General features: G+C 37.0%; 24 protein-coding genes and 1 pseudogene. 4 read left to right on the top strand and 21 right to left on the bottom strand.

Features of this window, described 5'->3' with window-relative positions; all coding sequences use genetic code 11:
- Positions 1-30: 30 nt before the first annotated feature.
- From ETP43_RS02795 to ETP43_RS02785, 3 genes are all read right to left on the bottom strand, one after another.
- Positions 31-1,485 carry an ATP-binding protein gene (locus ETP43_RS02795; protein ID WP_129256965.1) on the bottom strand — a complete coding sequence of 485 codons (1,455 nt, stop codon included), beginning with the start codon at positions 1,483-1,485 and terminating at the stop codon, positions 31-33.
- 139 nt (positions 1,486-1,624) lie between these two features.
- Positions 1,625-2,008 (bottom strand): helix-turn-helix domain-containing protein, encoded by a 384-nt coding sequence (locus ETP43_RS02790; protein ID WP_129256964.1) that lies wholly within the window; start codon positions 2,006-2,008, stop codon positions 1,625-1,627.
- 122 nt (positions 2,009-2,130) lie between these two features.
- The gene (locus ETP43_RS02785) at positions 2,131-3,027 is read right to left on the bottom strand and encodes a helix-turn-helix domain-containing protein (protein WP_129256963.1); all 897 of its coding nucleotides are present in this window, start codon (positions 3,025-3,027) and stop codon (positions 2,131-2,133) included.
- Between the two features lie 291 nt (positions 3,028-3,318).
- On the opposite strand from ETP43_RS02785, the gene ETP43_RS17445 reads away from it, so the two are divergent.
- The 3 genes from ETP43_RS17445 to ETP43_RS17000 all read left to right on the top strand — a co-directional run bounded on the left by ETP43_RS17445 (position 3,319) and on the right by ETP43_RS17000 (position 4,447).
- Positions 3,319-3,468 carry a hypothetical protein gene (locus ETP43_RS17445; RefSeq protein ID WP_243114358.1) on the top strand — a complete coding sequence of 50 codons (150 nt, stop codon included), beginning with the start codon at positions 3,319-3,321 and terminating at the stop codon, positions 3,466-3,468.
- Entirely contained in the window at positions 3,465-3,785 is a 321-nt protein-coding gene (locus ETP43_RS17440; protein WP_243114167.1) for a winged helix-turn-helix transcriptional regulator, read from the top strand. Before ETP43_RS17445 ends, ETP43_RS17440 begins: the two co-directional genes overlap by 4 nt.
- 158 nt (positions 3,786-3,943) lie before the next feature.
- Positions 3,944-4,447 (top strand): hypothetical protein, encoded by a 504-nt coding sequence (locus tag ETP43_RS17000; protein ID WP_164979576.1) that lies wholly within the window; start codon positions 3,944-3,946, stop codon positions 4,445-4,447.
- Positions 4,448-4,993: 546 nt separating this feature from the next.
- On the opposite strand, the gene ETP43_RS02775 is transcribed toward ETP43_RS17000, so the two are convergent.
- Genes ETP43_RS02775 through ETP43_RS02755 form a run of 5 tightly spaced genes read right to left on the bottom strand, consistent with a single transcriptional unit; the run spans position 4,994 to position 7,541 of the window.
- Positions 4,994-5,770 (bottom strand): class I SAM-dependent methyltransferase, encoded by a 777-nt coding sequence (locus ETP43_RS02775; protein ID WP_117467313.1) that lies wholly within the window; start codon positions 5,768-5,770, stop codon positions 4,994-4,996.
- Positions 5,767-6,300: a methylated-DNA--[protein]-cysteine S-methyltransferase gene (locus tag ETP43_RS02770; RefSeq protein ID WP_117526112.1), complete on the bottom strand. Its 534-nt coding sequence runs from the start codon at positions 6,298-6,300 to the stop codon at positions 5,767-5,769. The genes ETP43_RS02775 and ETP43_RS02770 overlap by 4 nt, the downstream gene beginning before the upstream one ends.
- A gap of 4 nt (positions 6,301-6,304) precedes the next feature.
- Positions 6,305-6,658 (bottom strand): antibiotic biosynthesis monooxygenase family protein, encoded by a 354-nt coding sequence (locus ETP43_RS02765; RefSeq protein WP_117467315.1) that lies wholly within the window; start codon positions 6,656-6,658, stop codon positions 6,305-6,307.
- Positions 6,659-6,895, bottom strand: a complete 237-nt coding sequence (locus tag ETP43_RS02760) for an Ada metal-binding domain-containing protein (RefSeq protein ID WP_118316825.1) — start codon at positions 6,893-6,895, stop codon at positions 6,659-6,661.
- Complete coding sequence (locus ETP43_RS02755) at positions 6,852-7,541, bottom strand: DNA-3-methyladenine glycosylase family protein (RefSeq protein WP_118316826.1); 690 nt, start codon at positions 7,539-7,541, stop codon at positions 6,852-6,854. Before ETP43_RS02755 ends, ETP43_RS02760 begins: the two co-directional genes overlap by 44 nt.
- 209 nt (positions 7,542-7,750) lie before the next feature.
- Here ETP43_RS02755 and ETP43_RS02750 point away from each other — a divergent pair.
- A protein-coding gene (locus tag ETP43_RS02750) for an IS3 family transposase (RefSeq protein WP_408608685.1) occupies positions 7,751-9,327 on the top strand; the annotation gives its coding sequence in 2 pieces (ribosomal slippage) (positions 7,751-8,213 and positions 8,213-9,327; 1,578 coding nt in all).
- Between the two features lie 197 nt (positions 9,328-9,524).
- On the opposite strand, the gene ETP43_RS02745 is transcribed toward ETP43_RS02750, so the two are convergent.
- The 13 genes and pseudogenes from ETP43_RS02745 to ETP43_RS02685 form a co-directional block, all read right to left on the bottom strand.
- Positions 9,525-9,737 carry a hypothetical protein gene (locus tag ETP43_RS02745; RefSeq protein WP_129256962.1) on the bottom strand — a complete coding sequence of 71 codons (213 nt, stop codon included), beginning with the start codon at positions 9,735-9,737 and terminating at the stop codon, positions 9,525-9,527.
- Between the two features lie 52 nt (positions 9,738-9,789).
- Entirely contained in the window at positions 9,790-10,521 is a 732-nt protein-coding gene (locus ETP43_RS02740; RefSeq protein ID WP_129256961.1) for a hypothetical protein, read from the bottom strand.
- Positions 10,522-10,598: 77 nt separating this feature from the next.
- The gene (locus tag ETP43_RS02735; RefSeq protein ID WP_117557631.1) at positions 10,599-12,803 is read right to left on the bottom strand and encodes a hypothetical protein; all 2,205 of its coding nucleotides are present in this window, start codon (positions 12,801-12,803) and stop codon (positions 10,599-10,601) included.
- A 28-nt stretch (positions 12,804-12,831) separates the two neighbouring features.
- Complete coding sequence (locus ETP43_RS02730; RefSeq protein ID WP_117557632.1) at positions 12,832-14,460, bottom strand: N-6 DNA methylase; 1,629 nt, start codon at positions 14,458-14,460, stop codon at positions 12,832-12,834.
- Positions 14,450-17,464, bottom strand: coding sequence for an Eco57I restriction-modification methylase domain-containing protein (locus tag ETP43_RS02725; protein WP_129256960.1), 3,015 nt, complete (start codon positions 17,462-17,464; stop codon positions 14,450-14,452). Before ETP43_RS02725 ends, ETP43_RS02730 begins: the two co-directional genes overlap by 11 nt.
- The gene (locus tag ETP43_RS02720; RefSeq protein ID WP_117499436.1) at positions 17,451-17,693 is read right to left on the bottom strand and encodes a helix-turn-helix domain-containing protein; all 243 of its coding nucleotides are present in this window, start codon (positions 17,691-17,693) and stop codon (positions 17,451-17,453) included. The genes ETP43_RS02725 and ETP43_RS02720 overlap by 14 nt, the downstream gene beginning before the upstream one ends.
- Positions 17,694-17,855: 162 nt before the next feature.
- Entirely contained in the window at positions 17,856-18,233 is a 378-nt protein-coding gene (locus ETP43_RS02715; protein WP_117675616.1) for a TnpV protein, read from the bottom strand.
- Between the two features lie 10 nt (positions 18,234-18,243).
- Positions 18,244-19,740, bottom strand: coding sequence for a coiled-coil domain-containing protein (locus ETP43_RS02710; RefSeq protein WP_181951931.1), 1,497 nt, complete (start codon positions 19,738-19,740; stop codon positions 18,244-18,246).
- Positions 19,741-20,082: 342 nt separating this feature from the next.
- Complete coding sequence (locus ETP43_RS02705) at positions 20,083-20,310, bottom strand: DUF5348 domain-containing protein (protein ID WP_087272793.1); 228 nt, start codon at positions 20,308-20,310, stop codon at positions 20,083-20,085.
- Between the two features lie 174 nt (positions 20,311-20,484).
- Positions 20,485-20,679 (bottom strand): complexin-2, encoded by a 195-nt coding sequence (locus ETP43_RS02700; protein ID WP_243114166.1) that lies wholly within the window; start codon positions 20,677-20,679, stop codon positions 20,485-20,487.
- Between the two features lie 115 nt (positions 20,680-20,794).
- Positions 20,795-21,949: pseudogene (locus ETP43_RS02695) on the bottom strand (AAA family ATPase).
- The gene (locus ETP43_RS02690) at positions 21,946-22,269 is read right to left on the bottom strand and encodes a plasmid mobilization protein (protein ID WP_005340449.1); all 324 of its coding nucleotides are present in this window, start codon (positions 22,267-22,269) and stop codon (positions 21,946-21,948) included. Before ETP43_RS02690 ends, ETP43_RS02695 begins: the two are co-directional and overlap by 4 nt.
- Positions 22,247-23,347 (bottom strand): site-specific integrase, encoded by a 1,101-nt coding sequence (locus ETP43_RS02685; RefSeq protein ID WP_129256958.1) that lies wholly within the window; start codon positions 23,345-23,347, stop codon positions 22,247-22,249. The genes ETP43_RS02690 and ETP43_RS02685 overlap by 23 nt, the downstream gene beginning before the upstream one ends.
- Between the last annotated feature and the right edge of the window lie 17 nt (positions 23,348-23,364).

The raw sequence follows: 23,364 nt of genomic DNA, 5'->3' as shown, positions 1-23,364 counted from the left end.
ATCTTGAGCTATCTTGGACTAATTTACTTCTCACTCCTGTAGATCTTTATCTACAATCTCCCAGTAACCATTCTTTGGAGATCCATGTCTTATAAGAATACCATATTCTTTTAACTTCTTAATATTGTTCTCTATATTTCGACTGGCAACACCGATTTTTTCAGCTAACTTAACCGCTGATAATTGATGATCTTCTGAAAGCAATTTTATAATCTTTTGCTGTGTATCGTTGAGGTCTGTTCTCCACGCTACTTCCGATGTTTCTCCGATGCTTCTCCGATGCTTCTCCGATGCTTCTCCGATGTTTTCTTTTTCATTTATCATCTGAAATGAATTACGAAACAGCTCTACCCGAAACATATTATCGAATTCCTGAAATTTCGGCTTCGGAAGTCCATACTCTTCTGCAGCATTAAGGATTCTTTTTATTCCGCTTCCCCATGCCTCTACAAGTCCCATCTGACTGAATATATTGGCAATGCCTTTATTCCGGATCTTCGAATGACCATTCATGACTTCCTCATAAGTTAATCCGTTATATAATCCACCCGGAGAAGTCACCTCCAGTCTGTCATCATAAACTGCGACCTGAATACAAGATTCATCCAACAGGTTACGGTGACAATGCGCATTAATAATCATTTCCCTGATTGCTTCCGGCGGTAGCTCATATTTCTCTTTTCGCACCAAGCCATCAATTGTTGCTCCAAGCCGAATATTTCTCAATACAAAATCTACTGCTTCTTCGATTTGTGTATAAATTGGTCCTGTAAATTCTCTCTTATCCAGAAACACTGCACGATCTTTTCCCTTGAATACCGCACATTGTGTTTTGGAGAATGAAAAATAATCTGATGTCAGCAACGCATAGGCATTCGTTGCCAGAAGCTGTCCCTCGCTCTGCTTCAAGATTTTCCAGTTTATCAGCTGCTCTTTCTTTACAGAATGTTCTGACATTCCTGCTTTCTTCCGGAACTTTTCGATATCCTGACAAAGTTTCTCTGTTGCTTCCTCTGAAACAGGATAACCCACACAGGTAAGTTCATCCCATGAGATTCTGGCACCTTCCATTTCCAGCTCTTTTATCTTCTCTGGAAATGCCTGTCTTGATGTACCTGCTACACGGATGTAAGTACCATTATCTTTTCCCTTTGATTTCAGATAATATGGTCTATTCTTTCCTGCTTCTACTGATACAACAATAACTGTTTTCCCGCTTACCGTCTGCGGCTCAATATCAGGAATGATCTGTGGCACACAGGAATCAGAAACTGCATTGGCAATTCCATCCATCAGCTGAAACAACACATCATTTTCCACACCAACAATCTGGTGTGTTTTATCATCTACTCCAACAATCAGCTTGCCACCTTGTGTATTGGCAAAAGCTACGATTGTCTTCATGTACTTTTCACTTTTATCAGGTAAGGATACCTTGTACTCAATATTTTTCGATTCCCCGGAAAACATAGTATCTTCTACCATTCTTTCACTCCTAATCTATACTCGCACCACTGGTGCGAATAATTCTATTTCCAGAGTAAACCTCTCTGGATCATTAACACTATTATACGTTCTATCCTTCTTTTCTAGCAAGCAAGAAAACAAAACAGTTCATTTTTTCTTACCATTTTCTTCTGTTCTTTTTTGATTCCAGATAAAGTCTCGTCATCTCATCCATGAAAATAGTTTTGTCCTCATTGGCCATAGTTCCACTGGCAAATAAAGCAGCTGTCTGTTCAAGAATCTGTCTTGCCTGTTTAGCACCAGAATATTCACTTGGCTCATCATTACCCAAGCACACGGTTTCATTATCATCCATAAGATAAGAAACCCTACACTGAAATGCATCTGCCAGTTTTTGATATAAACTGCTCTGCTTTGGATATCGTCCATCAACTTCCCAAGCTCGAATTGTTCTATAAGAAACGCCCACCATAGCACCCAGCTTTTGTTGAGTCATTTTTTTCTCTATTCGCAACTTTCTAATTTTATCACCAAATGTCATAAATATACTTCTTTCTACTTTTGTATGGTTTGTATCTTTAAAATCATAGTAAAATTATCGTTGCTCCGTGTCACCCTGGTCAGAGCCATTATTGTCATTATTTCTCCGTATGTATGTGTCTATTACTTACAAAATTCAAATGCCACATAATACACATAATCATTTTTTGAAAGATAATCTGTTTTGCTATTTATAAAATCGTCTAAAGTTGGAACACTCATTTCGTCGTTATCATAAACAAAAGCAATTAGTGGCTGTTGCTCACTGTATTTAATGTCTACGGCATTTTTTATTTCAGTTGCCGTTCTGCCATAGTATTCTCTATCTTCAACATTTTCTAAAATAGGAATTTCAGTTGACAACTTATTTCCATCTCCGGAAACAATTAATTTAATTACATAATTATCGAAATCCGGCACCATTACAATTTCACCACTTTTTGGCGAAGCAATATCTTCAAATCCCATTTCTACTTTATCGTGATCACTCAATTTTCCTGATTCGTATCGGTAAATATGTAATCTGAGTTTTTTATATTTATCCGTTGTGATAAACTTATATACGAATGCTCCATCCGATCCAGCAAACAGTTCTGCTGTCTGCATTTCTATACTGTCTTTTGCAACAGGCGAAATGTAATTCTGTGGTTTTTTCAAACGGTATATGGTAAATCCGATTACTGATACCACACAAATAAAAATAAATACTAATATACATTTCATAACTTTCAGACATTTCTGCTTATTTATATTATCTTTGATCACTTCAATGATATTTGTTTCTGACTTCTGAATCATGTTCTCTTGGGCTATATCTTCTCCAGCCAGAAACTCATTGAGGCTAATACCAAGAATTGAACAAAGTTCTTTATAAACAGATACATCCGGAAGGCAAACGCCTCGCTCCCATTTAGAAACAGACTTATCACTCATACCTAATTTTTCTGCCAGTTGCTTTTGTGTCATCCCCAGGGACTTTCGTTTACTTGCAATATATTTTCCAATTTTAATAAGATCCATCCATCTACCTCCTTTTTTATTGATCATACTCTATTTTAGAGAAAAAACACACCCCTCGAAGGTAGAATATTAAAAGGGAACGCAAAAACGTCCCCTTTATAAGTTCCTGTTGTTCCTCGATCTGGTTTATCATATTCTCCATCAGCGGAATAACTTCTCTGCTTTCTTCTAATGTCATTCAATCGATCCTTCCATTGCTTTAATAAAATTCCAACCTGTCCAAACACTTCCTGCAACTTTTTCAATATTGCATTCTGCTTCTTGATAATTCGATTTTCCTCTACAAAGGACTTGATTGAGATTATCGACATTGCCAAGGAGAAACATTTAAAACTCATCCTTGGCACCTTTGAGGTGGACTGTACAGGGGATACCTTAGACCCGATGGTTGAAGGCATGGTCAAGATGATGGGCGTATTTGCGAACTGGAACGCAACATGATTTCCGAACGTGTCACCTCAGGAATGCGAAATGCCGCCGCCAAGGGGAAAGTCATCGGACGTCCCCACACGACCGTTACAGATATCCCCCAGCGTTTCATGAAAAGTTATCCACTTTACGAGAAGCACAAAATCAACCAGTCGGAGCTTGCACGGATAACCGGACTAAACAGAGGTACAGTTAGAAAATATATAAAAATGCTGGACGAAAAAAAGACGAAGTATTGGGAAATTAGGATTTTTAGAAAATCTATTTTTATGCTATTAAAAAATCAGGAAATAGATTTGAGTAAAAAACCAATTTCCCAATTTCTGTAAATGAATATTTATTTTCGCTATTCCTCCCCGTTGGGGAAGTGAGACACCGCCCCCACCGATTTCCCAAAAATGTTCCCAAAAACATAAAAAAATCCCCAAAAACAAGATTTAGGGGAAATTTTTTATTTTGGGGAAAAATCATAAAATCGCTGTAACCCTTGATTTTACTGGGTTTGCGGGCAGTTGCCGCTTTTCCCAAAAACGGCATATTGAAAATATACTATGTTCCGGGGCACACCACATTATCCTCAAAGGGCAAAATCCAGTATCCTCACTATCCTCACATTCCACAGCAAAACCACACAGCCAAACCCTCCGGCACTGCAAAACCCTCCGGCACTGCAGCGCAATTCCACAGCACATTCCGCAGTGGTAATCCTGACAACCCAACTTCTATCGCGTCCCATATAACAGTATCATCTTACACAGCAGCACTATCGCAATATCACTTTCGCAGCATCATCAAAAACATCCCTCACACCCTGCAACACCAGGAAATATCAACGTTTCGCAGTGTTACCCATTCCCTTGTAGTTTCGCAGCAAACTCACGCAGTGATGTTTCGTCTATTTCTATTCTATACAGAAAGCTGTAAAATTCAACGTGGATTTTTACAGCTTTTGCCGATATCACGTTGCTTATTTACGCCTCATTTTATCTGAGTCAGAATCCTGTGTGAACGGGGCAGAAATGACAAAAAAGAACAGCAACAGAGCTACGCTACGGTATTACTCTCTGTTGCTGATAGGATAATCATTTTTGCCTTTTACAGGATAATGGGGTGTGCCCTGTGATATTTGCAATTATTCAAACTCGACGAATCCTAATCAATTTTGTTTAGAGATTATTCTCTGTCGTATTCGTGGTACTTTTGATTATTTGATATATCCATATTATCCTGCCCATATGGGCTAATGTTATCAATTTGTTATCGGGATTGATAACAGTCGCCCTGTCACTGCGGATAATAGCAATATGTTCCAGCTCAAATTATAAGCGATTTTGCTTGGAGAATCAAGCACTGTCCTGACAATTATTATAAACTAAATCATTTGGTGCCTATAGATAATTTTCTATTCTATTCACTCTTAAGCATCGAAAAATAGAGGCCCCGAAAGCCTGATTGTAAGCCGTTTTTAAGGGATAAACTTTGAGGGGGAAGGTTTGTACCTTACCCTCTATTTTGTGTTTGAAAGCGCAACAATCCATCAAAGCTTTTTCCCGATCATCATAAGCCAGCGCTGATTAAAATAGATTTTCCCATTTTTTTCATAAGGATTAAAGCCTGTTAATCCACTGCCATTTATTTCATCCATAAGCCATTTGGATATGTCTGCGGCTATTTGGGCAGGTGTATTAGTAAGAGCGAGCCAAGCAGATAATGAAACAGGAAGTTCCGTGCAATCCATCGTTGTAATAGGCAAGCGACTATCTTGGAACATTTCTGTAAATTCTTCCTTGCTCAAATTACGCATATGTGAGGGATCACGCAGGGTTTCTATTTCATCTTCTGTATTGCGCAATGTTTCTTCGGCTGCCTCCATATCCATGACAACCAGTTTACCGCCTGTTTTCAATACCCGTACCATTTCTGAAAAACAGCGTTTTGGATTTGGAAAATGGTGAAAAGCAAGACGGGAGATTACAATGTCAAAGCTGTTATCTGAAAATGACAATTTCTCGGCGTCGCCCTGCACAAAATCCATATTCAAAAGCCTTTGTTTTGCGGCTTCAGCTTTTCCAACAGCAAGCATAGCGGTTGTCATATCAAGGCAGGTCACATTTTTTACACATGGGGCAAGAGAACGCCCGCAGATACAAGTTCCTGCCGCCACCTCTAAAACGGTATCTGTTTTTTGAGGCTTGACACACGAAATCATATGTTCCAAGTATTCCTGCTTTGTAAAGTTCATTGATTTTGTTTCAAAGTTCTGCGCCTGCTCAGTAAAGGATTTTTGGATTGTTTTTGCATTGGCTGAAATCATAAGGCTGTTCCTTTCTTCGGTACGAAAAATAAGGACATATCCGTTTTCTCTAATGTGAGCAGTTGTACTTTTTTCTCAATGCCGCCTGCATATCCTGTCAGGCTCCCATTTGTACCGACAACACGATGACAGGGAATTATGAGGGAAATGGAATTATGCCCCACCGCACCGCCGACAGCCTGTGCGGACATTTTTGAAAGTCCTTTTTGCTTTGCTATTCTATCCGCAATTTCACCGTAAGTCATTGTCTTTCCAAATGGAATAGTCAGCATAATTTCCCATACGGATTTACGGAAAGGCGTTGTCTGCATACACAGCGACGGTGTGAAATCAGGTGCTTTGCCGCTGAAATAAATATCCAGCCAGTGAACAGACTGCTCAAATATCGGCAAAGGCTTTTCTTCATATTCTTTTGGGAGCGTGTCTCCAAAATATTTTTGCCCGTCAAACCAAAGCCCTGTCAGCTCTGTTCCGTTGCTCGAAAGTGTGATACCGCCTAAAGGCGAGTCATAGTGATATGTATAGGTCATAAGTTTACACCTCCAAATATTCATTGGAGTCCGCAGGTGCCTCTGTTCTATTCATCATTGTATAGCTACGGACTGGCGTTACAACCGTGATCTTGTAGTCTGCAAAATCATTCATTCTCCCGTGTTCTTGCGCCATACGGTGTGCGGCAAAGTTCCGCCATTTTGAAACACATTCTTCATTTTCCCATACGGACATACTGAGCAGTTTTCCCTCCGTGGCAAGAGAAGAAAAACGCTCTGCTCTGATAAATCCCTCTGCATTTGCAAGGCTCTCCTTCAGTGAACCTACCATTTTCAAATAATCATCCATTCTCCCGTTTTTTACGGTCACTTCAAATAATACGATAGTGTTGCCCATTTATTTTCCCTCCTGTGATTGATTAACCAATTTCGGCTTACATCTTTTACAAGGACGATAGCCTTTTTCTATTGCTTCTTCCATTGTGCCAAAAAATACGATATTTTTTTCAAGCGGTAATCTTGCAGGGCAGCCCGGTCGGCATATAATTTTTGTTGTTTTCACACCAAAAATAAATTTACCGTCATACGAACTATTCCTGTTTTGAATTGCTTGCAATTTCTCTTGCTCGTTCATTTTTCTTGTTCTCCTTTTTGGGAGCGTAATCTTTCATTTCAGGTATCGCACCGCCGGCTACCACCCAAAAGTACAAGCTTGCCACACTGCAATAAGGGCTTAACCGCCTGCGATATTTTTCAAACAATTTACGGTCTATTTTCCGATGATGATATACCATCCGCATACCACGCAAGACAGCTAAATCACCGTAGCTGAATACATTAGGGCGCTGCATACAAAAAAGCAAAATCATTTCGGCAGTCCACACACCGATACCTTTCAGTGACGACAATTCCTCTATTGCCTCATCGTCCGTTTTGTCCCAAATCCCCTCCAAATCAAACGCCCCGTTTTGTACTTTTACAGCGAAGTCTGTGATATACTCGGCTTTTTTAAAAGTCATTCCAAAAGACTGTAAATGATTGATCCCGGCGGCAAGAACGGTATCGGCATTCACTACGCCAAGATTATCCTGCATTCTCTGCCAGATTGTTGCCTGCGCCTTTGTAGAAATCTGCTGACCGATAATGTGATGAACAACCGAAGAAAACAAATCGCTGTCCACTTCACGCTCGATTTTCCCGATTTTATCAATCACTTCTGCAAGGCGTTTATCTTTTTGTTTTAGATATATAATCTCTTTTTCGCCATACTGAAAAAACATTCTTGCTCCACCTCCCATCTTGACTTTGGATTTATTGCTTAATATAATATTATCACAATTAAATGCGATATAATATTAGAATATCGTCGAGTATTATCATAATATGTTCAATCAAGGATAAAGCAAAACCCTGTGTGTTAGGATAGTTGTCAGTGAAAGATAATTACTTTTGTGGTAGTATAGAGCCATCACAGGAAGGAGCTTTCACTATGAACTATAGTCCAGAATTAAAGGATGCACTCCTTAGAAGGATGCTTCCACCAAACAATGAATCCATTACCAAGATTTCCAGGGAAGAAGGTATCTCTGAACAGACACTTCGTAACTGGCGGGATAAAGCCAGAAAGGAAGGTTATGCCGCTCCTGGTACAGATGCTGTCCCTGACGACTGGAGCACACAGGACAAATTTTTAGTTGTCGTTGAAACAGCAAGCATGAATGAGACGGAACTTGCTGAGTATGCCCGTAAAAAAGGACTTTATATTGAACAGATCAAAGCCTGGAAAGATGCCTGCATGAATGCAAATGGCGGTATCGCGAAGGAAGCTTCCCGGCTTAACCGTGAACTCAAGGATTCTGAAAAAGAACGCAGAAAACTTGAAAAAGAATTACAGCGCAAGGAAAAAGCTCTTGCGGAAGCGGCAGCTTTACTTGTACTGTCAAAAAAAGCAAATGCGATCTGGGGGGATCCAGAGGACGAATGATCAGCGCCCCAGACCGCGAAACTGCTGTACTGCTGATCGATGAGGCCATTGCATCGGGGGCTACCTGCAAAAAGGCATGTGACCGTCTCGGGATCACGGAACGGACTTTCTACCGTTGGAAAAAACGAAAGACAGATACGGATTCCTATGGGGATGGACGTCCTTCAGCAGATCACTCGGATCCTGCAAATAAGATATCGGCAGAGATACGCCGGGAGATCATAAGTATCTGTAACAGGCCAGAATACGCAAGCATGGCACCATGTGAGATCGTTCCTGCATTAGCCGATGAGGGGATTTATGTTGCCTCTGAATCAACCTTTTACCGTGTATTGCGGGAAGAAAAAATGTTAAATCATCGTGGACGCAGCGAAGCACCAAAACACAACCGTCCATCTACATACAGCGCAACAGCTCCGAATCAGGTGTATATGTGGGATATCACTTATCTGAATGGACCACATAAAGGGATGTTTTATTACCTGTACCTTTTTTCAGACCTTTATGACCGTAGTATCGTTGGCTGGGAAGTCTACGAAGAAGAAAGTGCAGACTGTGCCAGCAGCTTGATCAAAAGGATCTGTCTGAAACAAGGCCGGCTCACTACAGAACCGTTAGTGTTACATTCTGATAACGGCTCACCCATGAAAGGGGCAACAATGCTGGCGACACTGTATCAGCTTGGAATCACCCCTTCAAACAGCAGACCGCGTGTGAGCAATGATAATCCATACGCCGAAAGCCTATTCAAAACGCTGAAGTATCGTCCGAATTATCAGCCCAAAGGATTTGGAACACTGGAAGAGGCACGGGAATGGGTCAGCCTGTTTGTAAAGTGGTATAACCACGATCACCATCACAGTGGGTTGAAGTTTCTTACTCCATACCAGCGCCGCAGCGGCTTGTCTGATAAGATACTGGCCAAACGCAAAGAGGTCTACGAAGCTGCCAAAGCAGAGCATCCAGAACGTTGGAATGGACGTGCAACCCGTGACTGGAGTCTTCCAGATACAGTGTATCTGAATCCGGATAAGATGCCGGAGCAGCTTGAAACAGAAGCTGAAAAGACTGCTGTATCATAAAAATCAATTCATTCAAAATGCTAGCGCTCAAGCAGGGTTCTGTGCCTGACGTGATTGCCAATAAATTAGATCATTTATTGATACTCACGTCAGGTACAGAACAATATCTGATAACCTGCACGAACAAAAAATATAAATTTTTACTGACAACTACCTTGACAATCAGCGTTATCCCTCCACTATTAAATAGTACAATTTTATTTTTTATGGACTATAAATTCATTTTCATCATCCCTACACTTTTTTCGAAAGCTTAGTTTTAACTGTCCTGAATAATCTTCAAAACTATCCTGCTCATAATTCTCTACATCTTCTAGTACTATTTCAAGCCATATTCTTGCATCCAGTGAATTTATTTCTACGGTTTCTCCACAAGTAATGTATCCAGATAAATCTGAATAAGGAACCATAAATCTAACTTATCCATTTATATTATTTACAAAATAAATACTTTTCATGTATTTAATTATGTGGCGGTAATCCTTTATATCTAGACGTATAAACCTCTTCAATTCGTTGCGCATACTTTTCAATTCGTAAGCTTGAGTCTATATCTGGTATAGTGTTACTAATTCTTCCAGTCACGGCATCCCACACTACAAGAGCAATTGATTCAGCCTTATGATTCTCTTCATCAACACCAAAACGTTCATTCATTCTCTCTAATGTATGAATAATTCCTTCTGCCTGACTGTCATTTAAAGCTTGTTCCGGAATAACAACTAAAAATAAAGCCAACGCATATCTAAAACGCGTATGTAATGTTGTAGCCTCAGCCGCAATATCATTAATCATATTTTGCCAATTCTTTTTTATACTCTTCGCATCATTTAGAGTTTTACTATCATATGCAATCCGAACCCCATCCGGTCTATATGCCATATCAAAATTCTGTGGACGTACTCCGCCTATAATTCTTGTATCACCGACCTCAACACAATCTGCAACAGGCGGTAATAAGGCATTTTGACTTAATGGTGCTTTCACTGGAATGCCACCAAGCATCTGTGCAATAGCATCCCCCACAATTGGATCAAGAGCCTTTCCAAAGTCCATAGCCTGCTTTCTATCAAAACAATTAGCATTTTTAGCCTTGCCAACAGTTGACGAAACAGTATCAAGCCAAGTCTTCCCCCATGGCTGAAGTAAATTTTGCGAAAATGTAATATTAGAAATTGGCTGTAACTTTGCCATGTGATTCATCTCCATTCAATAATGGATAATTATATCATACAAATATATATTTTACACCGCCTTTCTTCAAAAGTGTTTTATATCAAATTTTTTATTGTGTGATATAATCTATGTAATTCAACAATATCCATATCCAATATCGGTTCATACATAAATGAATTTACGTGAATATGTTCTGGTGTCATTATATTTACTTCATTTAGTATTTTAATTTTATCAGCATCTCCAAATTGTTTGTATCCATTAAAAAGTTCTCGAGTTTGATTCCCATTATTCTGCACAAAATTCATAAATTCCACATTTGTTCCTCTATAATTTTGTTTATTTTTTCTCCATGATAGCTGGCCTGTATAATTATGAATCTGTTGAATTATATACTCTTCCGCTTTATGTCGTATACCAATAGATAATACTATTTTATTTTCCAATTTAGTGTCAGATGTTGTAATATCGTCACATACTGAATATAACTTGCTTAAAACTACGACATCAGTTCCAACCGATGCATCAAATTGTGTTACTCCTGCGTAATGTTTATATAACGGTTCAATATCTCCAAAAGTAATTCTCCGAGAATCTTGTTTTTCATGTAATAAAGAAGTTAAGAATAAGAAATCCTCTCCTGTATGTGAAATATTTTGATCTACACCATATTCTATCAAATTCCTTACAAATGGTAGTAACGCAAAAATATCTTTTTCTTTAGGATTATTTTTCCAATTTTTGAATGGTTTGTCCTGATAATATTCTACTTCTAATTTCAATACATCATTAGAATAATCTGCAATGAGACGATTACTTCTATTAACCGATAATCTACTTGCAACTGTACGATAAAAATCAAAATTATGGGTTAAAATCAACATATAAATATTCGATACTTGAGCTAGTTCATATAAATACTCTATAATTGCATATTTATTTTTGTAATCAAATGAATCTGCAATATCATCAATAACAAGTAATGTTTCTTCCCCTGTATTTTTTATCTGCTCAATATCAAAAATAATGTTCAGTAAATAAAGTGCCCTTTTCTCCCCTTGACTGAGCGTATCTAATTTTTCAAGCTTACTTCTATCAATTGTTTTTACAGTATCTCCTTTTTTAAACGAAAATTCAACTTGTGGTACACTTTCTCCTATAATAGCACCTTTCAAATTAACAACGTTCATCATAAACGGAACCGTAAAACGTTGATTAAATATGTCTAATGCCTTTTTCCATGGCGTATCGTCAATTTCAAGTGCATCTATCGCTTCTGAGAAGTCATTATACTTATCACATAATTCTTCAAACAATATACTATTATGTCTAATATAAGATCCCCACAAACATTTCTTCAATGTCTGCAACTTATCTAATGCAAGAAATCCTATAATTTCTGGATTAGTTTCTATAATATCCTTCAATACAATTCCCTTAGAATCATTAAGCAAATTTTCTATCGCTTTATATGCTGGTGTTTGTTGAATTTTAGTTTCAATATTTGATATGTGCTGTTCTAATGCTTCTGAATTAGTAATAGCATCCTGTCCAGAAAGTATTACTTTATTTTGTTTAACAAAAAAAGCATCTTTTACTAAAGATTTTTTCAAATCCTTAAGTTTTGGCAACGTAAGATTTCCTTTTTCCAAATATTCAAATGAAGAATATATTTCATCTGAAGAAGTAATAAAATCACGTATGCCTTCTTGAAATTTCGTGTCTTTAATTTTTTTCAAAACTGTATCATCAAAAATTACGGAGTACGGAATATCACTACATTCTATTTCTGGTTCATAGGAAGCAAGTTCCATTAAATTAGAAAGAATATCTTTTTCATTAAAATCAAAATCTTTCACAATTGTTGGTTCCAGTTCGTATACAGTTTTTCCCAGAGATGTTCTTTTTATTTTAAGTCCAGAATCCTTTTCCAAAGCTTTCAGTAATTTTGTGCGAACTTTAAAAACATCTTTTAACTGTGTTTGAATATCTCCTTTTATCAACAATGAAGAAATATCTGATTCGTAAGAACTCTCATAAGATTTTACAACAAACACCTGTTTCTTTTCTATATCTTGCCCATCAATTTGCACTATCGCTGATCCTGGCTCACCAAATATAGCATCTGAAATATTTTCCTTTTTTCCTTGCTGAATTAATTGAAAAGTTTTTGCAAATGATGTCTTCATAAGACCATTTCTTGCATATATAGAAAATGTATTGCCTTTTCCAAAATCAAATTCATGATTTAATGAGTCAATTCCAAAACAATTTGTCAACTCTATATTAAGCTTGTTCATTTAACATCCCCCATTACAACTTTTAATATTACGAAATTCTTTTTTCCTTTCTTCCAATCCGACGTTCACTTAATTTTGTCCATATATTTCTTAATGTACCAACTTCATATTTTGTTAATCCTAAGCCTTCTATCAGCAATATCTGATCTGTATAATCCAATACTTCGTCAATCCTGTCATCTCGAATTAGTTTGTCTATTTTATTAACATCTAGCTTTTCTGCATTCTTCATCGGAATTTTTAACTGACGTATTTCTCCTGGTTCAAATGTTAATACTCCACCACCATAACTTCTTCCTGTTATTTCTGCCAATGCCAATGTAAAAGAGTTTAAAAAAGCTGCTGCTACAAACTCAGGATTAACTCCATCTAAGAAACGTACTTTATGAATTGTATCTGTGCTTACAGCCTTTACATGATTCAATATAATTCGCGGATAACGATTAACCTGTCTTAAAATAAAGGCATCTGGCTCCCAAGATTGCGGAACACAATACCAATTTTTTCTTATTCGGCATTTATATCCTTTATTATATCCTTGTTCTACACCATAATTAATGTACTCTTGTTCTGCTTTACTAAGTTCTGAAAAAGGCAAATTTTTAGGCATAAACATATATACTTTTTTCCCATTTTCAATCAATGTCTTAAAATCACGTTCTGACAAAATAACACCTTTTAATTGCTCTGTTCTCCCAATAACCATACGAGTCGAATTAGCAAGTTGATACTCATCAACTGTATTCCTGTTCAACAAAAAGAATGCATTTTCTCCGCTTACTAATCCCACATTTATTTCGAATAACTCTGTGGTAAACGGTATCTTTTCACACTCTCTTAATCGCCTAATTAATTTTATTTCCTTGTTTGTCAAATAATATTTAATCCATTTTTCTGTACTATGATTAAGTTCTTTTATTTCATAGTTGTAGAAATTATTAAGATCAAGCTCTTTTAAATCATCCAAATCACTTAATTCAATTACCTGAATTCCCTTATCCTCAGATTTTTTCTCTCCTAATAACAAAATCACTTCTTGTTGAATCTCTTCAAAAACTAATTTCTGAAAAGTAATTAATGTTAATCTGTCAAAATATCGTGCTAGAAATTCTCTCGTTTCTCCTGCGTAATTTACTTGAAATAGTTCTGCTGGAATGACCATCCCTAATCTTCCATTTTCACTTAATGCCAAACACGATAGGACCAAAAAAGGTAACCAAATATTAGTTAATTTCGTCGGATGAAATCCATTTTCCTTCATATAGGAAAACGCAATTTCTCTCGATTTTTCATCAAAATCTTGGTAACGGATAAATGGTGGATTTCCCACAATTGCATCATAATCACTTTTTCCCGCAACCTTATCTCTATAAAATGCAAAGAAATCTTGACATTCTACATTCGTACCATATTTCATTGCTTTTCTCGCTTCATCAAGACATAATTCTACTCCTGTAATATCAGTTGTAATATCTAAATTTAAATTAAGATTTTCTATTCTTTCTACTATAGCTTTTAAAAAATTCCCATCACCACAACTGGGTTCTAATATTTTTTTTGTGTTTTTATTTATTATCCACTTACAAATAAATTCCGTAATAGCCTGTGGGGTATAATATCCCCCACGCAGCTTATCAAAACTTTTTTTACTCTTCATCTAAATCCTCTCGTCTACAATTCTCAGCTCCATATAATTTTGAAATTAACCCATCCAATTTCTTATCCTCTATTTGAATTAATCTCTTATATGTTTCTTTTTGAGGTTTTGTCTGTTGTTGATCCCTCTTATTTTTTAATTCCATAAGGTTCTTAACCGTATCGACTATCGCATCATGGATTTTCACTTCATTTGAATCATCAAAGTTTATTCTATAGATTGGTAACTGCGCAACAAATTGTTTTCCATGTGAATAATAGTCACCTCGAAACTTACTTGCTTTGCTCTTTACAACCATTTCTATCATCCAATAATTTAGTACTGCCTGAATGTAAAACAATGATTCTTTTGTATCTTCTTTCTTTTCTAATCCATAGAATGGCCCATTTCCTCCACCGGTAAAACAAATTGTTCTAGTATCATATACATAATTTCCCTGAGTTGCCAAAACTGACCAAACTAAATGTTCACCTTTTACAAATCTCTTTAAACTTTGGCTTCTACCAAATTGATACCAATTATTCTCTGACATGTTATTGATGCTCCGCTTACACAGCTCTTCTTTAAAGGATTCAAAATATTTCAATGTCTTAGGGAATAATTGTTTCATTTCATCTATTGAATATAATACCTGTTTCTTTCCCTTCTGATAATACGGAAAAATAATTCTTCTATTTTCCTCAATTTTTGCATATTTTTCTAATTGCATATCATAAATACACGGTTTAGTAATTGCAGCTTCAATTTCTTGTTTTCTTCCGTTGCAATCAATAAATTTTATAATCCCTTTTTCCTCTGATTTTGGTTCAATAATATATATTGGATCTGCACTTGTTTGCAAACCTACAAAAATATCAGCTAATGAATCTAACGACTGACATTTCCCTTTCTTCTTTTCCAAAGTTCGCACTATTTCATTGGATAAAAAAGTCCAAGGTGCTGCACTAAGATACTCGATAGGATATTCTTTCATTTCAGCTGATTCTGTTGCATAAAATTTATTAATATCTTTAACAAAACCAATCTCAAATGTCTTCCTCTCATTTTTTTCAACAAATAATAAGCACGTATACGTACTTCTTCCCTTAAAAACCTGTTCTGTTCCAAAGTGAATTATTTGTTTAACACATTTTTTCTCTGATAACAATTTTCGTAAAGAAGCACCAGACTTGATAAGCATAAATTTATGCGGAATAATATATCCCATTTTCCCTTTTGGTTTCAATAATTGCAGTCCTTTTTCCATAAATAAAAAATATTTATCCAATAAATCTGATTTTGCCGTTTCATATTTTGAAACTTCAGATTTATAATATTCATATTCATTTTCAGAAAAATGCACCATATTCTGAACCCGAATATATGGAGGATTTCCTACAATTGCATCGAATTTTTCTCCTTCAAATTCGTTTTCCCAATTGAATATTTTAATTTTTTCAACCATTTCCGGATCATTCAATATATTAGAGTTAAACTCTATGTATTTTTCGTCTACAAGACTATTGCCATTTTTAATATTGTTATCTAAACTAGGTAAAATCCGACAGTTATTGTTTTTTACAAAACTTTCCATTTCATATAGAGAGCTATCTTCTATAAGTTTTATAAGCAAACTAAACTTAGCAACTTCTACCGCCAAAATATCAATATCTACTCCCCATATATTATTCTGTAAAATCTCTCTCTTTTTTTCATATGACAACTTAAAGTTATTTCCTACATCACTAATAAGTAATCCTTTTTGTATCGCCATATCTAAACAATTTTTCATATAATATTCAATATAACGATTTATAATAAATTCATATGCAGAAAGCAAAAAGTTTCCGGAACCACAGCAAATATCTGCTATTCTATAGCTATCCCATTCCGTAAATTTTTCATCAGAAAATAATGGTGTCAATGTGGTTTTCACAATAATATCTGCAATATTTTTAGGCGTATTTACTACGCCCTGAGAATCCACAATCTCTGGTTTTCTTTCTGCAACCACAATTCCATCTTTAATTACTATTTCTTCTTCCAAAAATAATTCATAAATTTGACCGATAATAAATGGATCAACTATGCTAAACTCGTAGCAACTATTTGGATAATACAATTCTTTAAAAATATCCACAAGTATACTATCAGATATTTCAAATTGTTCCCCATCAATCAGTTCAAATAAACCAGAATCATACTTTTTATCTGCCGCTGTAAATACCTTTTTCAGCTCTGCATATGTACCTATATTTTTAAGGCTTTCATATTTTTCTAATTCCCTATCTTCACATATTCTCAAAAATACAATTCGGTTAATCAATTTCTGAACAAAAATGTTTAATGTTTCCTGATTAATCGTAGAATTATTTTTAACAATATCCTCGCTTAATACCAATCTCCATTCTTTTATTTGTGATAAAAAATATTTATCAAATGGTTCTTTCTTTAATGAACTAGATATATTTTCAAAGGTTTTTTCAAAGGCTCCTGAAATTACAGTCTCATATGAAACCAATCTAGATATCTCATCAAATTTATCTACATATTCTGTAAAATGGAAATGAGCAACTTGCGCAACTGAAGGTTTATCATTCTCATTCGGTCTTACTGATGTATCATAGATAACCAAATCCGTAAAATTCGATAATACAGATATTTCAAGATTTCCATTCCAACCATATCGTCTAGTTTGAAATGCCGCTTCTTTACTTGCCATAATATCTACATTAGGTTTTTTAGTTTCTAAAAAAAAGTATGGTGTAGATCCCACATGAAATTCATAATCAGGCTTCTTTTTTACTTGTTTACCATTTTCTTCTACAAAAACCGATGCTTCATGTTTTACTTCTCTTAAATGTTGCGGCAAATTCTTTTTGTTTTGCACATCCCATCCTAATATTTCAAAAAATGGATTCACAAAATCATTACGAACTTCTGTCTCATTGTAATCTGGTCTGTTGTATTGTTTAAAGTGTTTCTGATAAGCTTCTACAAGTTTAAGTAATCTATCGTTTTCCATCCTTTTCCTCCCCTACTTTTTTCTCTTTAAAAGTGTCAATTTCAACCAAATCACCAATATCACAATTAAATTCATTACATATCTTTTCTAAAACTGTCAAAGTTACTGCTTCCCCATTTGTCATTTTAGCAATTGTTCCACTGCTAATCCCTGTTCTTCGTTTTAAATCCCCTTTTTTCATTCCATTATCAATTAGAATTTTCCACAGTCCGTTATATGAAATTGCCATCTTTTACCTCTCTCTTTATCTTTCGAATATACGTTCTGTTTAGTATAACATTATTTCTTTCCTCCGTCAACAATGCGTCCATAAAAATAGATACTATATCTATTTTTATAGATATAATATCTATTTTTTTATATTTCTGAATTAAGTGCTATCTCTTTAAATCTAATTGATTATAATCTCATGAATCACAATCTCCTCCGCACATGCCCGGATATTATTCATTTTCCCAACCCATGCCATCTGATCCTGCATCTTCAATTCTTCTGTTACTCCCTGCTTTTCTTTCATCTGCTCCACCAGTCTGTCCATCATCTGATTACACTCCTCATCAATCAGATGCAAGTGCTCATTTAACTTCCCTGCAAGCACCAACTCCAGATATAATCCTTTCCGATGCTCCTGCAAATATGACTTTCTCAGCATTCCATACTTTCCAATCGGATACTCTGTCTCTTCCGGGAGGTACAGGTCTGGATAATACAGACCGTCCTCTCCTAAAGTATAACTGATTCCATTTTCTCCCATAATGTGTTTCTCCATGATTGTCCTCCTATCTTGCTCCCCGATCTTTGTTCTGACTACGGGTATGCTGTTTATTTTTCTGTTCATTCTGTATTTCTTGTTTCTTTTCTGCCAGCTTCGCCCTAATACCATGTGCTACTGGCTCTTTGCCAGTTTCTTTCTTCCATTTTGCTATTGCAGTTCGATACTCGCTATACTCAGTTTGAGAAGCCTTAAAATCTTTTAAAAAATCCTGTACACTTCTATAACCGATCTTCTGCACAATCCTTGGAAGGTAATCTTTCATATCTCTGATCTGGCTTTTCAGTTCATCAATTTCTTTCTGCAATTCTTTTTTCTTTCTCCCTTTAAACCATCCCGTGACCTCTGACAGTTCTTTCTTCTTTGCAGAAAGCTGTTTTGGTTTCTGTTGAATTGCATCGTTTTGATCTTCCAGTTCTTGATTCACTTTAAATAGTTTCGGATACTTTGATGCAAGCCTCGTCATTTTAGGTTGTTCCGGTTCTGCCTTTTCTTCTTTTGTTGTCTTGACTGCTTCCATGCTATTTTCAGCAACATGCTCTGGGTGTTCTGCTTCCGTTTGCTCTGTCTGTTTTGGCACTTCCCTGGGTTTTTTAAAAAGCACACTTGCTATCAAAAACTCCAATGCCTCAACAGCCACTGTTACAACTCTGAAAAATAATCGTGGTCTGTTTCCACGCCGGGCAATTGATTCCATGATTGGTTCCGTGATTTCTTTTCGCTTCACTTCCATTATCTTCGGTTCCGGCACTCCACTAATCAATGCCATATCAACAGCTCTGTTCCATTCCCGGCGTTTTTGGTTATCTGCTTCTATTTCCTGTGCCTTCGGATTATTTTTTCCGATTTTCTTTGTTGCAAGATAAACTCTGCCACGCTCAAATACCTGTAGTTTCTGTTTCTCGTCCTGCACATAAATATTGATTAAATCTGTATAAGAATGCTTTACCTCATCCAGAAATGAATTGCACTTGAAGCGTTCATCTTTCGCAGTAAACAGCTTCTTCTCATAGACTTCTCCTTTCTTCACAATACTGCAGCGTTCTCGGATCCCACCATCTTCTCCTAATATCTCTTTCTTGGTTCGGACATGTTTTCCATGTTCATCATAAAACATATTTCTACTGGCAATCTTAATGATTGGTTCATCCAGTAGCTTCCGTTCTGCAAATATCAAATGAATGTGATAATTAGTCTTTCTTTTATTGTGGTGCAAAGCAGCAATACACTCTGTTCCATAATTCTGTTTAAAATGATTTGTAAAAAGTTGCAACAATCTGTCTGGCTGATATTCTGTAAAACTCTCTGGCAAAGCAATAATCAATTCTCTTGCCTCAATACATTTTCCTTCTGTCCCGCTTTTTACAAATTCTTCCTGATTACATTTTGCAAGTTCCCGCCAAAATTTCCGTTCTGTGGTTTCATAAACTGCATAAAGATTTTCCTGTTTTGCGTGACTGGATATATAAGTGATCCTGCCTTTTACATTGCTTAGTTTTGTCATTTGAATAAATGAATTTCTTCCGATAGGCACTTCCTCCTTGTCTTCGGCAAAATAAATTCTGCCATATCATTTGTGAGTGGATGCACCGGCATCCGTTTACGAACTATCCGCCTGTCGGCAGAACAGCTCCCGGCAGGGCGAAATATCCTGAGTACAAATCTTTGATTTGTGCGATGGGTGTATTTCGCTCTCAAACGCCGAGGGCTTTGTGAGATGCTTCTTACATCTACCACAACTTGGCTTTCGCTTTTCATTTTGGGCGTATCCGCTCTCTTTTTCTGCCCGTATCCGGGCTTGTTTTTTTCACTAACAACAAACCGACTATTACTCTTCCTGTCTGCTTTATTCCCGTATCCTTGCCCGTACATACTCCAGATCTCCACAATACGGTGTTCCAACCAAATACCATTCTCTCGCCAGATTCATTTCCATTCGTGTCTTTACCCACTGATCATCAACTAGAACTTCCAGACATTCTCCACAGTGAAATCCTGGATCAATCCATAAGTCTGATGACAATAATCCATATCTTTTGTTATAACTGTTGTAACCTAATCTTCCTTCTCTCATGGTGTCATTCTCCCTTCATTTATCATTTCCGCAGGGACGCCCTGAATCAGGGCCCCCTTTTGAAAAGTTTTTTCTTCGCCAATCAACTACCGGCTACACCTTACAAACCTTCTCTTTGTCTGCTATTTACAGGTGCGTGGCACGCTCCTGTCATAAGGTCATCAAGCAGAATCTTTACCAACGAAAGTTCTCATGCATTCCACACTTATCCAAATACTCTTGTCTTGCCTTTTCCCGTTCTTCCTCGGTTGGTGCTGTTTTGAATGTTGTATATAACTGACGTTTTACCATACTGTCTAATTTTTCCATCAATGCTTTTTCTATCTCCGGCAGATATTCCTCGTTCCCGGCAAGATGATACTGGAACAATGCCAGTAATAAATCTTTTGGTATCTGTACCTGTAATTTTCTTTCCGTGACGATAGTGACGATATTTTCGCTACCGTCACGCTATATAAAATACCGTCACAACCGTCACATACCGTCACGCTTGTTTTCCAACAAAGGCTAATCTGATCTTTCTTCCATCATGTCCCCGCTCCGCTTTATACTGGATTCCATATTCCAGAATCAATCGTTCCAGGCTGACATTTAATTTTCGTGATAATGCGTTCGGCTGCATTTCCACCTGCAATACTTCCACAAGCTCTGTTGCTGTTCCTGCCCACTCTGGCGTAGTTTCTGTTACAAGTTCTTTGATTTTTTCCAACACTGGATCTTCTGGTTCTTTCCAAAGTTCTGTCTCTGTCTTGGTAAGTTCTCAGACACATCTCTCACGGTTAAAGTTCAGCCACAATTTCTGATCCTGCTGGTCTCGCCCTGCCACTTCCAGAACTGCCTTATTATCTGTCCGTTTTTCTTTCTGCATGACGAATGCTCCATCCGCAGCTCCAAGCAATCCATTCGTGCCAGAAATCATATCAAAACTATCAGAAGATTCCATTTTCCTTGTATGATGCACAACCAGAAAACAGATGCCATATTTATCACTGAATGCTTTCAGCTTTGTTACAATCTCGTAATCGCTGGCATAACTGAATTTATCTCCACCGACCTCTCGAACCTTCTGAAGAGTATCAATGATAATCAGTCTTGCATCTTTATGCTCCGTCACAAATGTTACAAGCTGTCTTTCCAGTCCGTCATTGAGCGATTTAGATTTTGTAGCGAAATAGAAATTCTCACTGCCTTCCATTCCAAACATCTGTGATAACCGCTTTTGCAACCTTGCATAATCATCTTCCAACGCCAGATACAGAACCGTTCCCTGTCTGACTGAAAAGCCCCACAATGGAAGTCCCTTACTGATGTGATACCCGATCTGTGCCATAAAGAATGATTTTCCAATTTTCGGTGAACCGACAAACAGGTAAGTTCCGTTATACAGAAGTCTATCTACAATTGGCAGTTTTGGTGGATATGCGGTATCGTATAATTCCATCATAGAAACTGTTTCCAGATCATCTGGATTCTTTTTATTTGCTGATTTTGCTGTATTTTCCGCATTATTTGTGGCTTGCAGATTGCCCTTACCGGGCAAATCTGCTATACTTTGGTTGGTTAATCTATTACTTGATGGCTGTTCCACATCTGTGCCAACAGATGCAATCGGAGCAGTCATTTTTTCTTTTGCTGTCATTCATTTTCCCCTTTCAATCCATACAATGTCTCTGCGACCAATCTCAGGGTACTCAGCAACTCTTCGTTTTCCTCACTGCATTTTTCCAGACGCTTCAATTCTTCATAAATCTCTGCCATCTGATTTCGCAATGCTTTATACACTCTTGGATTTCCTTGTACCACAATTTCTCGATCAGTTAATCGTTTTGTGATATAGTCCTGCTTGCTAAGTCCTGACAATCGGACACATGCATCAATTTGCTCTGCCTCTTCCGGGGATACCCGGAATGCTACGATTTTGTTTCTCCATCTTCCTTTACTGTCCAGATTTTTCTCCATTTAATTTTTCCATCCTTTCAATATCCAACTGTTCTGCCATCTGTGTCTGCTCACTTGGAAACAGATGCGCATATCGGTAAGTGATATCAATGCTCTCATGTCCCATTCGGTCTGCAATTGCTAATACCGTAAATCCCATATTGATCAATAACGATACATGGGAATGTCGCAAATCATGCACACGAATTCGCTTTACCCCAGACACTTTTGATCCTCTGTTCATTTCATGATGCAGATACGATTTGGAAATTTTGAAAATTCTTTCGTCTTCCTTCAGACCGTAAAGCATTCCCATATAATCCTGCATCTCATCACATATAAATTGTGGCATCTTGATAAATCTGTTACTTTTAAATGTCTTTGGTGGGGTAATCACATCTTCCCGGTTTAATCTTTGATATGATTTGTTAATTCGTAGTGTATGCGTTGTAAAGTCAAAATCCGCTGGTGTCAGGGCAAGCAACTCTCCTTCACGGATACCACACCAGTAAAGCATTTCAAAAGCGTAGTAAGAAACTGGTTTATCCATCATCACATCTGCAAATTTCAAATACTCTTCTTTCGTCCAGAACAACATTTCCTTATATTCCTCTATTGCTATATTTCCAGCTTTCTGTGCCGGATTAGAAGGCAAATGATAAAAATCAACCGCATGATTGAAAATGGCACTTAACTGGCTGTGGATTTTCCGCAGATATGAAGCAGAATACCCTTTTCCATTCGCTCTCTTAAATGCAAGCAAATGATTCTGCCATGCAATCACATCTTTTGGTTCAATTTCTGCAATCTTTCTCTCCCCAAAGTATGGAAGAATTTTTGTTCTGGCAATATTATTCTTAGTTCCCCATGTGTTATCCCGAATTCGTTCCTTTTTATCTTCTACATAGATTTCATAAAAACTTGCGAAAGTCATATCCAGTTTTGCATCATGCTTTAACATTTGTTCGTGTTCCCACATCTGCGCTTCTCGCTTCGTAGGAAATCCTCGTTTTGAAGTCTGTTTCGTTTTCCCTGTCCAGTCGGTATACCGATAAACCACTCGCCACTTCCCAGTGACATTATCTTTGTAAATACTCATACAAATTCTCCTCTCTC

The organism is Blautia faecicola (assembly GCF_004123145.1).
Classification (GTDB): Bacteria; Bacillota; Clostridia; order Lachnospirales; family Lachnospiraceae; genus Oliverpabstia; species Oliverpabstia faecicola.
The sequence above is the reverse complement of the archived record's forward strand: the minus strand, read 5'-3'. Positions and strand labels throughout refer to the sequence as shown.

Coding starts and splice junctions, on each gene's coding strand:
- ETP43_RS02725 (WP_129256960.1), bottom strand. CDS start 17,464: ATGGAAAACGATAGATTACTTAAACTTGTAGAAGCTTATCAGAAACAC.
- ETP43_RS02795 (WP_129256965.1), bottom strand. CDS start 1,485: ATGGTAGAAGATACTATGTTTTCCGGGGAATCGAAAAATATTGAGTAC.
- ETP43_RS02740 (WP_129256961.1), bottom strand. CDS start 10,521: ATGGCAAAGTTACAGCCAATTTCTAATATTACATTTTCGCAAAATTTA.
- ETP43_RS17440 (WP_243114167.1), top strand. CDS start 3,465: ATGATTTCCGAACGTGTCACCTCAGGAATGCGAAATGCCGCCGCCAAG.
- ETP43_RS02735 (WP_117557631.1), bottom strand. CDS start 12,803: ATGAACAAGCTTAATATAGAGTTGACAAATTGTTTTGGAATTGACTCA.
- ETP43_RS02790 (WP_129256964.1), bottom strand. CDS start 2,008: ATGACATTTGGTGATAAAATTAGAAAGTTGCGAATAGAGAAAAAAATG.
- ETP43_RS02760 (WP_118316825.1), bottom strand. CDS start 6,895: ATGAACGAGCAAGAGAAATTGCAAGCAATTCAAAACAGGAATAGTTCG.
- ETP43_RS02685 (WP_129256958.1), bottom strand. CDS start 23,347: ATGAGTATTTACAAAGATAATGTCACTGGGAAGTGGCGAGTGGTTTAT.
- ETP43_RS02775 (WP_117467313.1), bottom strand. CDS start 5,770: ATGATTTCAGCCAATGCAAAAACAATCCAAAAATCCTTTACTGAGCAG.
- ETP43_RS02745 (WP_129256962.1), bottom strand. CDS start 9,737: ATGGTTCCTTATTCAGATTTATCTGGATACATTACTTGTGGAGAAACC.
- ETP43_RS02715 (WP_117675616.1), bottom strand. CDS start 18,233: ATGGAGAAACACATTATGGGAGAAAATGGAATCAGTTATACTTTAGGA.
- ETP43_RS02770 (WP_117526112.1), bottom strand. CDS start 6,300: ATGACCTATACATATCACTATGACTCGCCTTTAGGCGGTATCACACTT.
- ETP43_RS02755 (WP_118316826.1), bottom strand. CDS start 7,541: ATGTTTTTTCAGTATGGCGAAAAAGAGATTATATATCTAAAACAAAAA.
- ETP43_RS02720 (WP_117499436.1), bottom strand. CDS start 17,693: ATGGCAATTTCATATAACGGACTGTGGAAAATTCTAATTGATAATGGA.
- ETP43_RS02690 (WP_005340449.1), bottom strand. CDS start 22,269: ATGGAGAAAAATCTGGACAGTAAAGGAAGATGGAGAAACAAAATCGTA.
- ETP43_RS02785 (WP_129256963.1), bottom strand. CDS start 3,027: ATGGATCTTATTAAAATTGGAAAATATATTGCAAGTAAACGAAAGTCC.
- ETP43_RS02705 (WP_087272793.1), bottom strand. CDS start 20,310: ATGAGAGAAGGAAGATTAGGTTACAACAGTTATAACAAAAGATATGGA.
- ETP43_RS02765 (WP_117467315.1), bottom strand. CDS start 6,658: ATGGGCAACACTATCGTATTATTTGAAGTGACCGTAAAAAACGGGAGA.
- ETP43_RS02730 (WP_117557632.1), bottom strand. CDS start 14,460: ATGAAGAGTAAAAAAAGTTTTGATAAGCTGCGTGGGGGATATTATACC.
- ETP43_RS02710 (WP_181951931.1), bottom strand. CDS start 19,740: ATGACAAAACTAAGCAATGTAAAAGGCAGGATCACTTATATATCCAGT.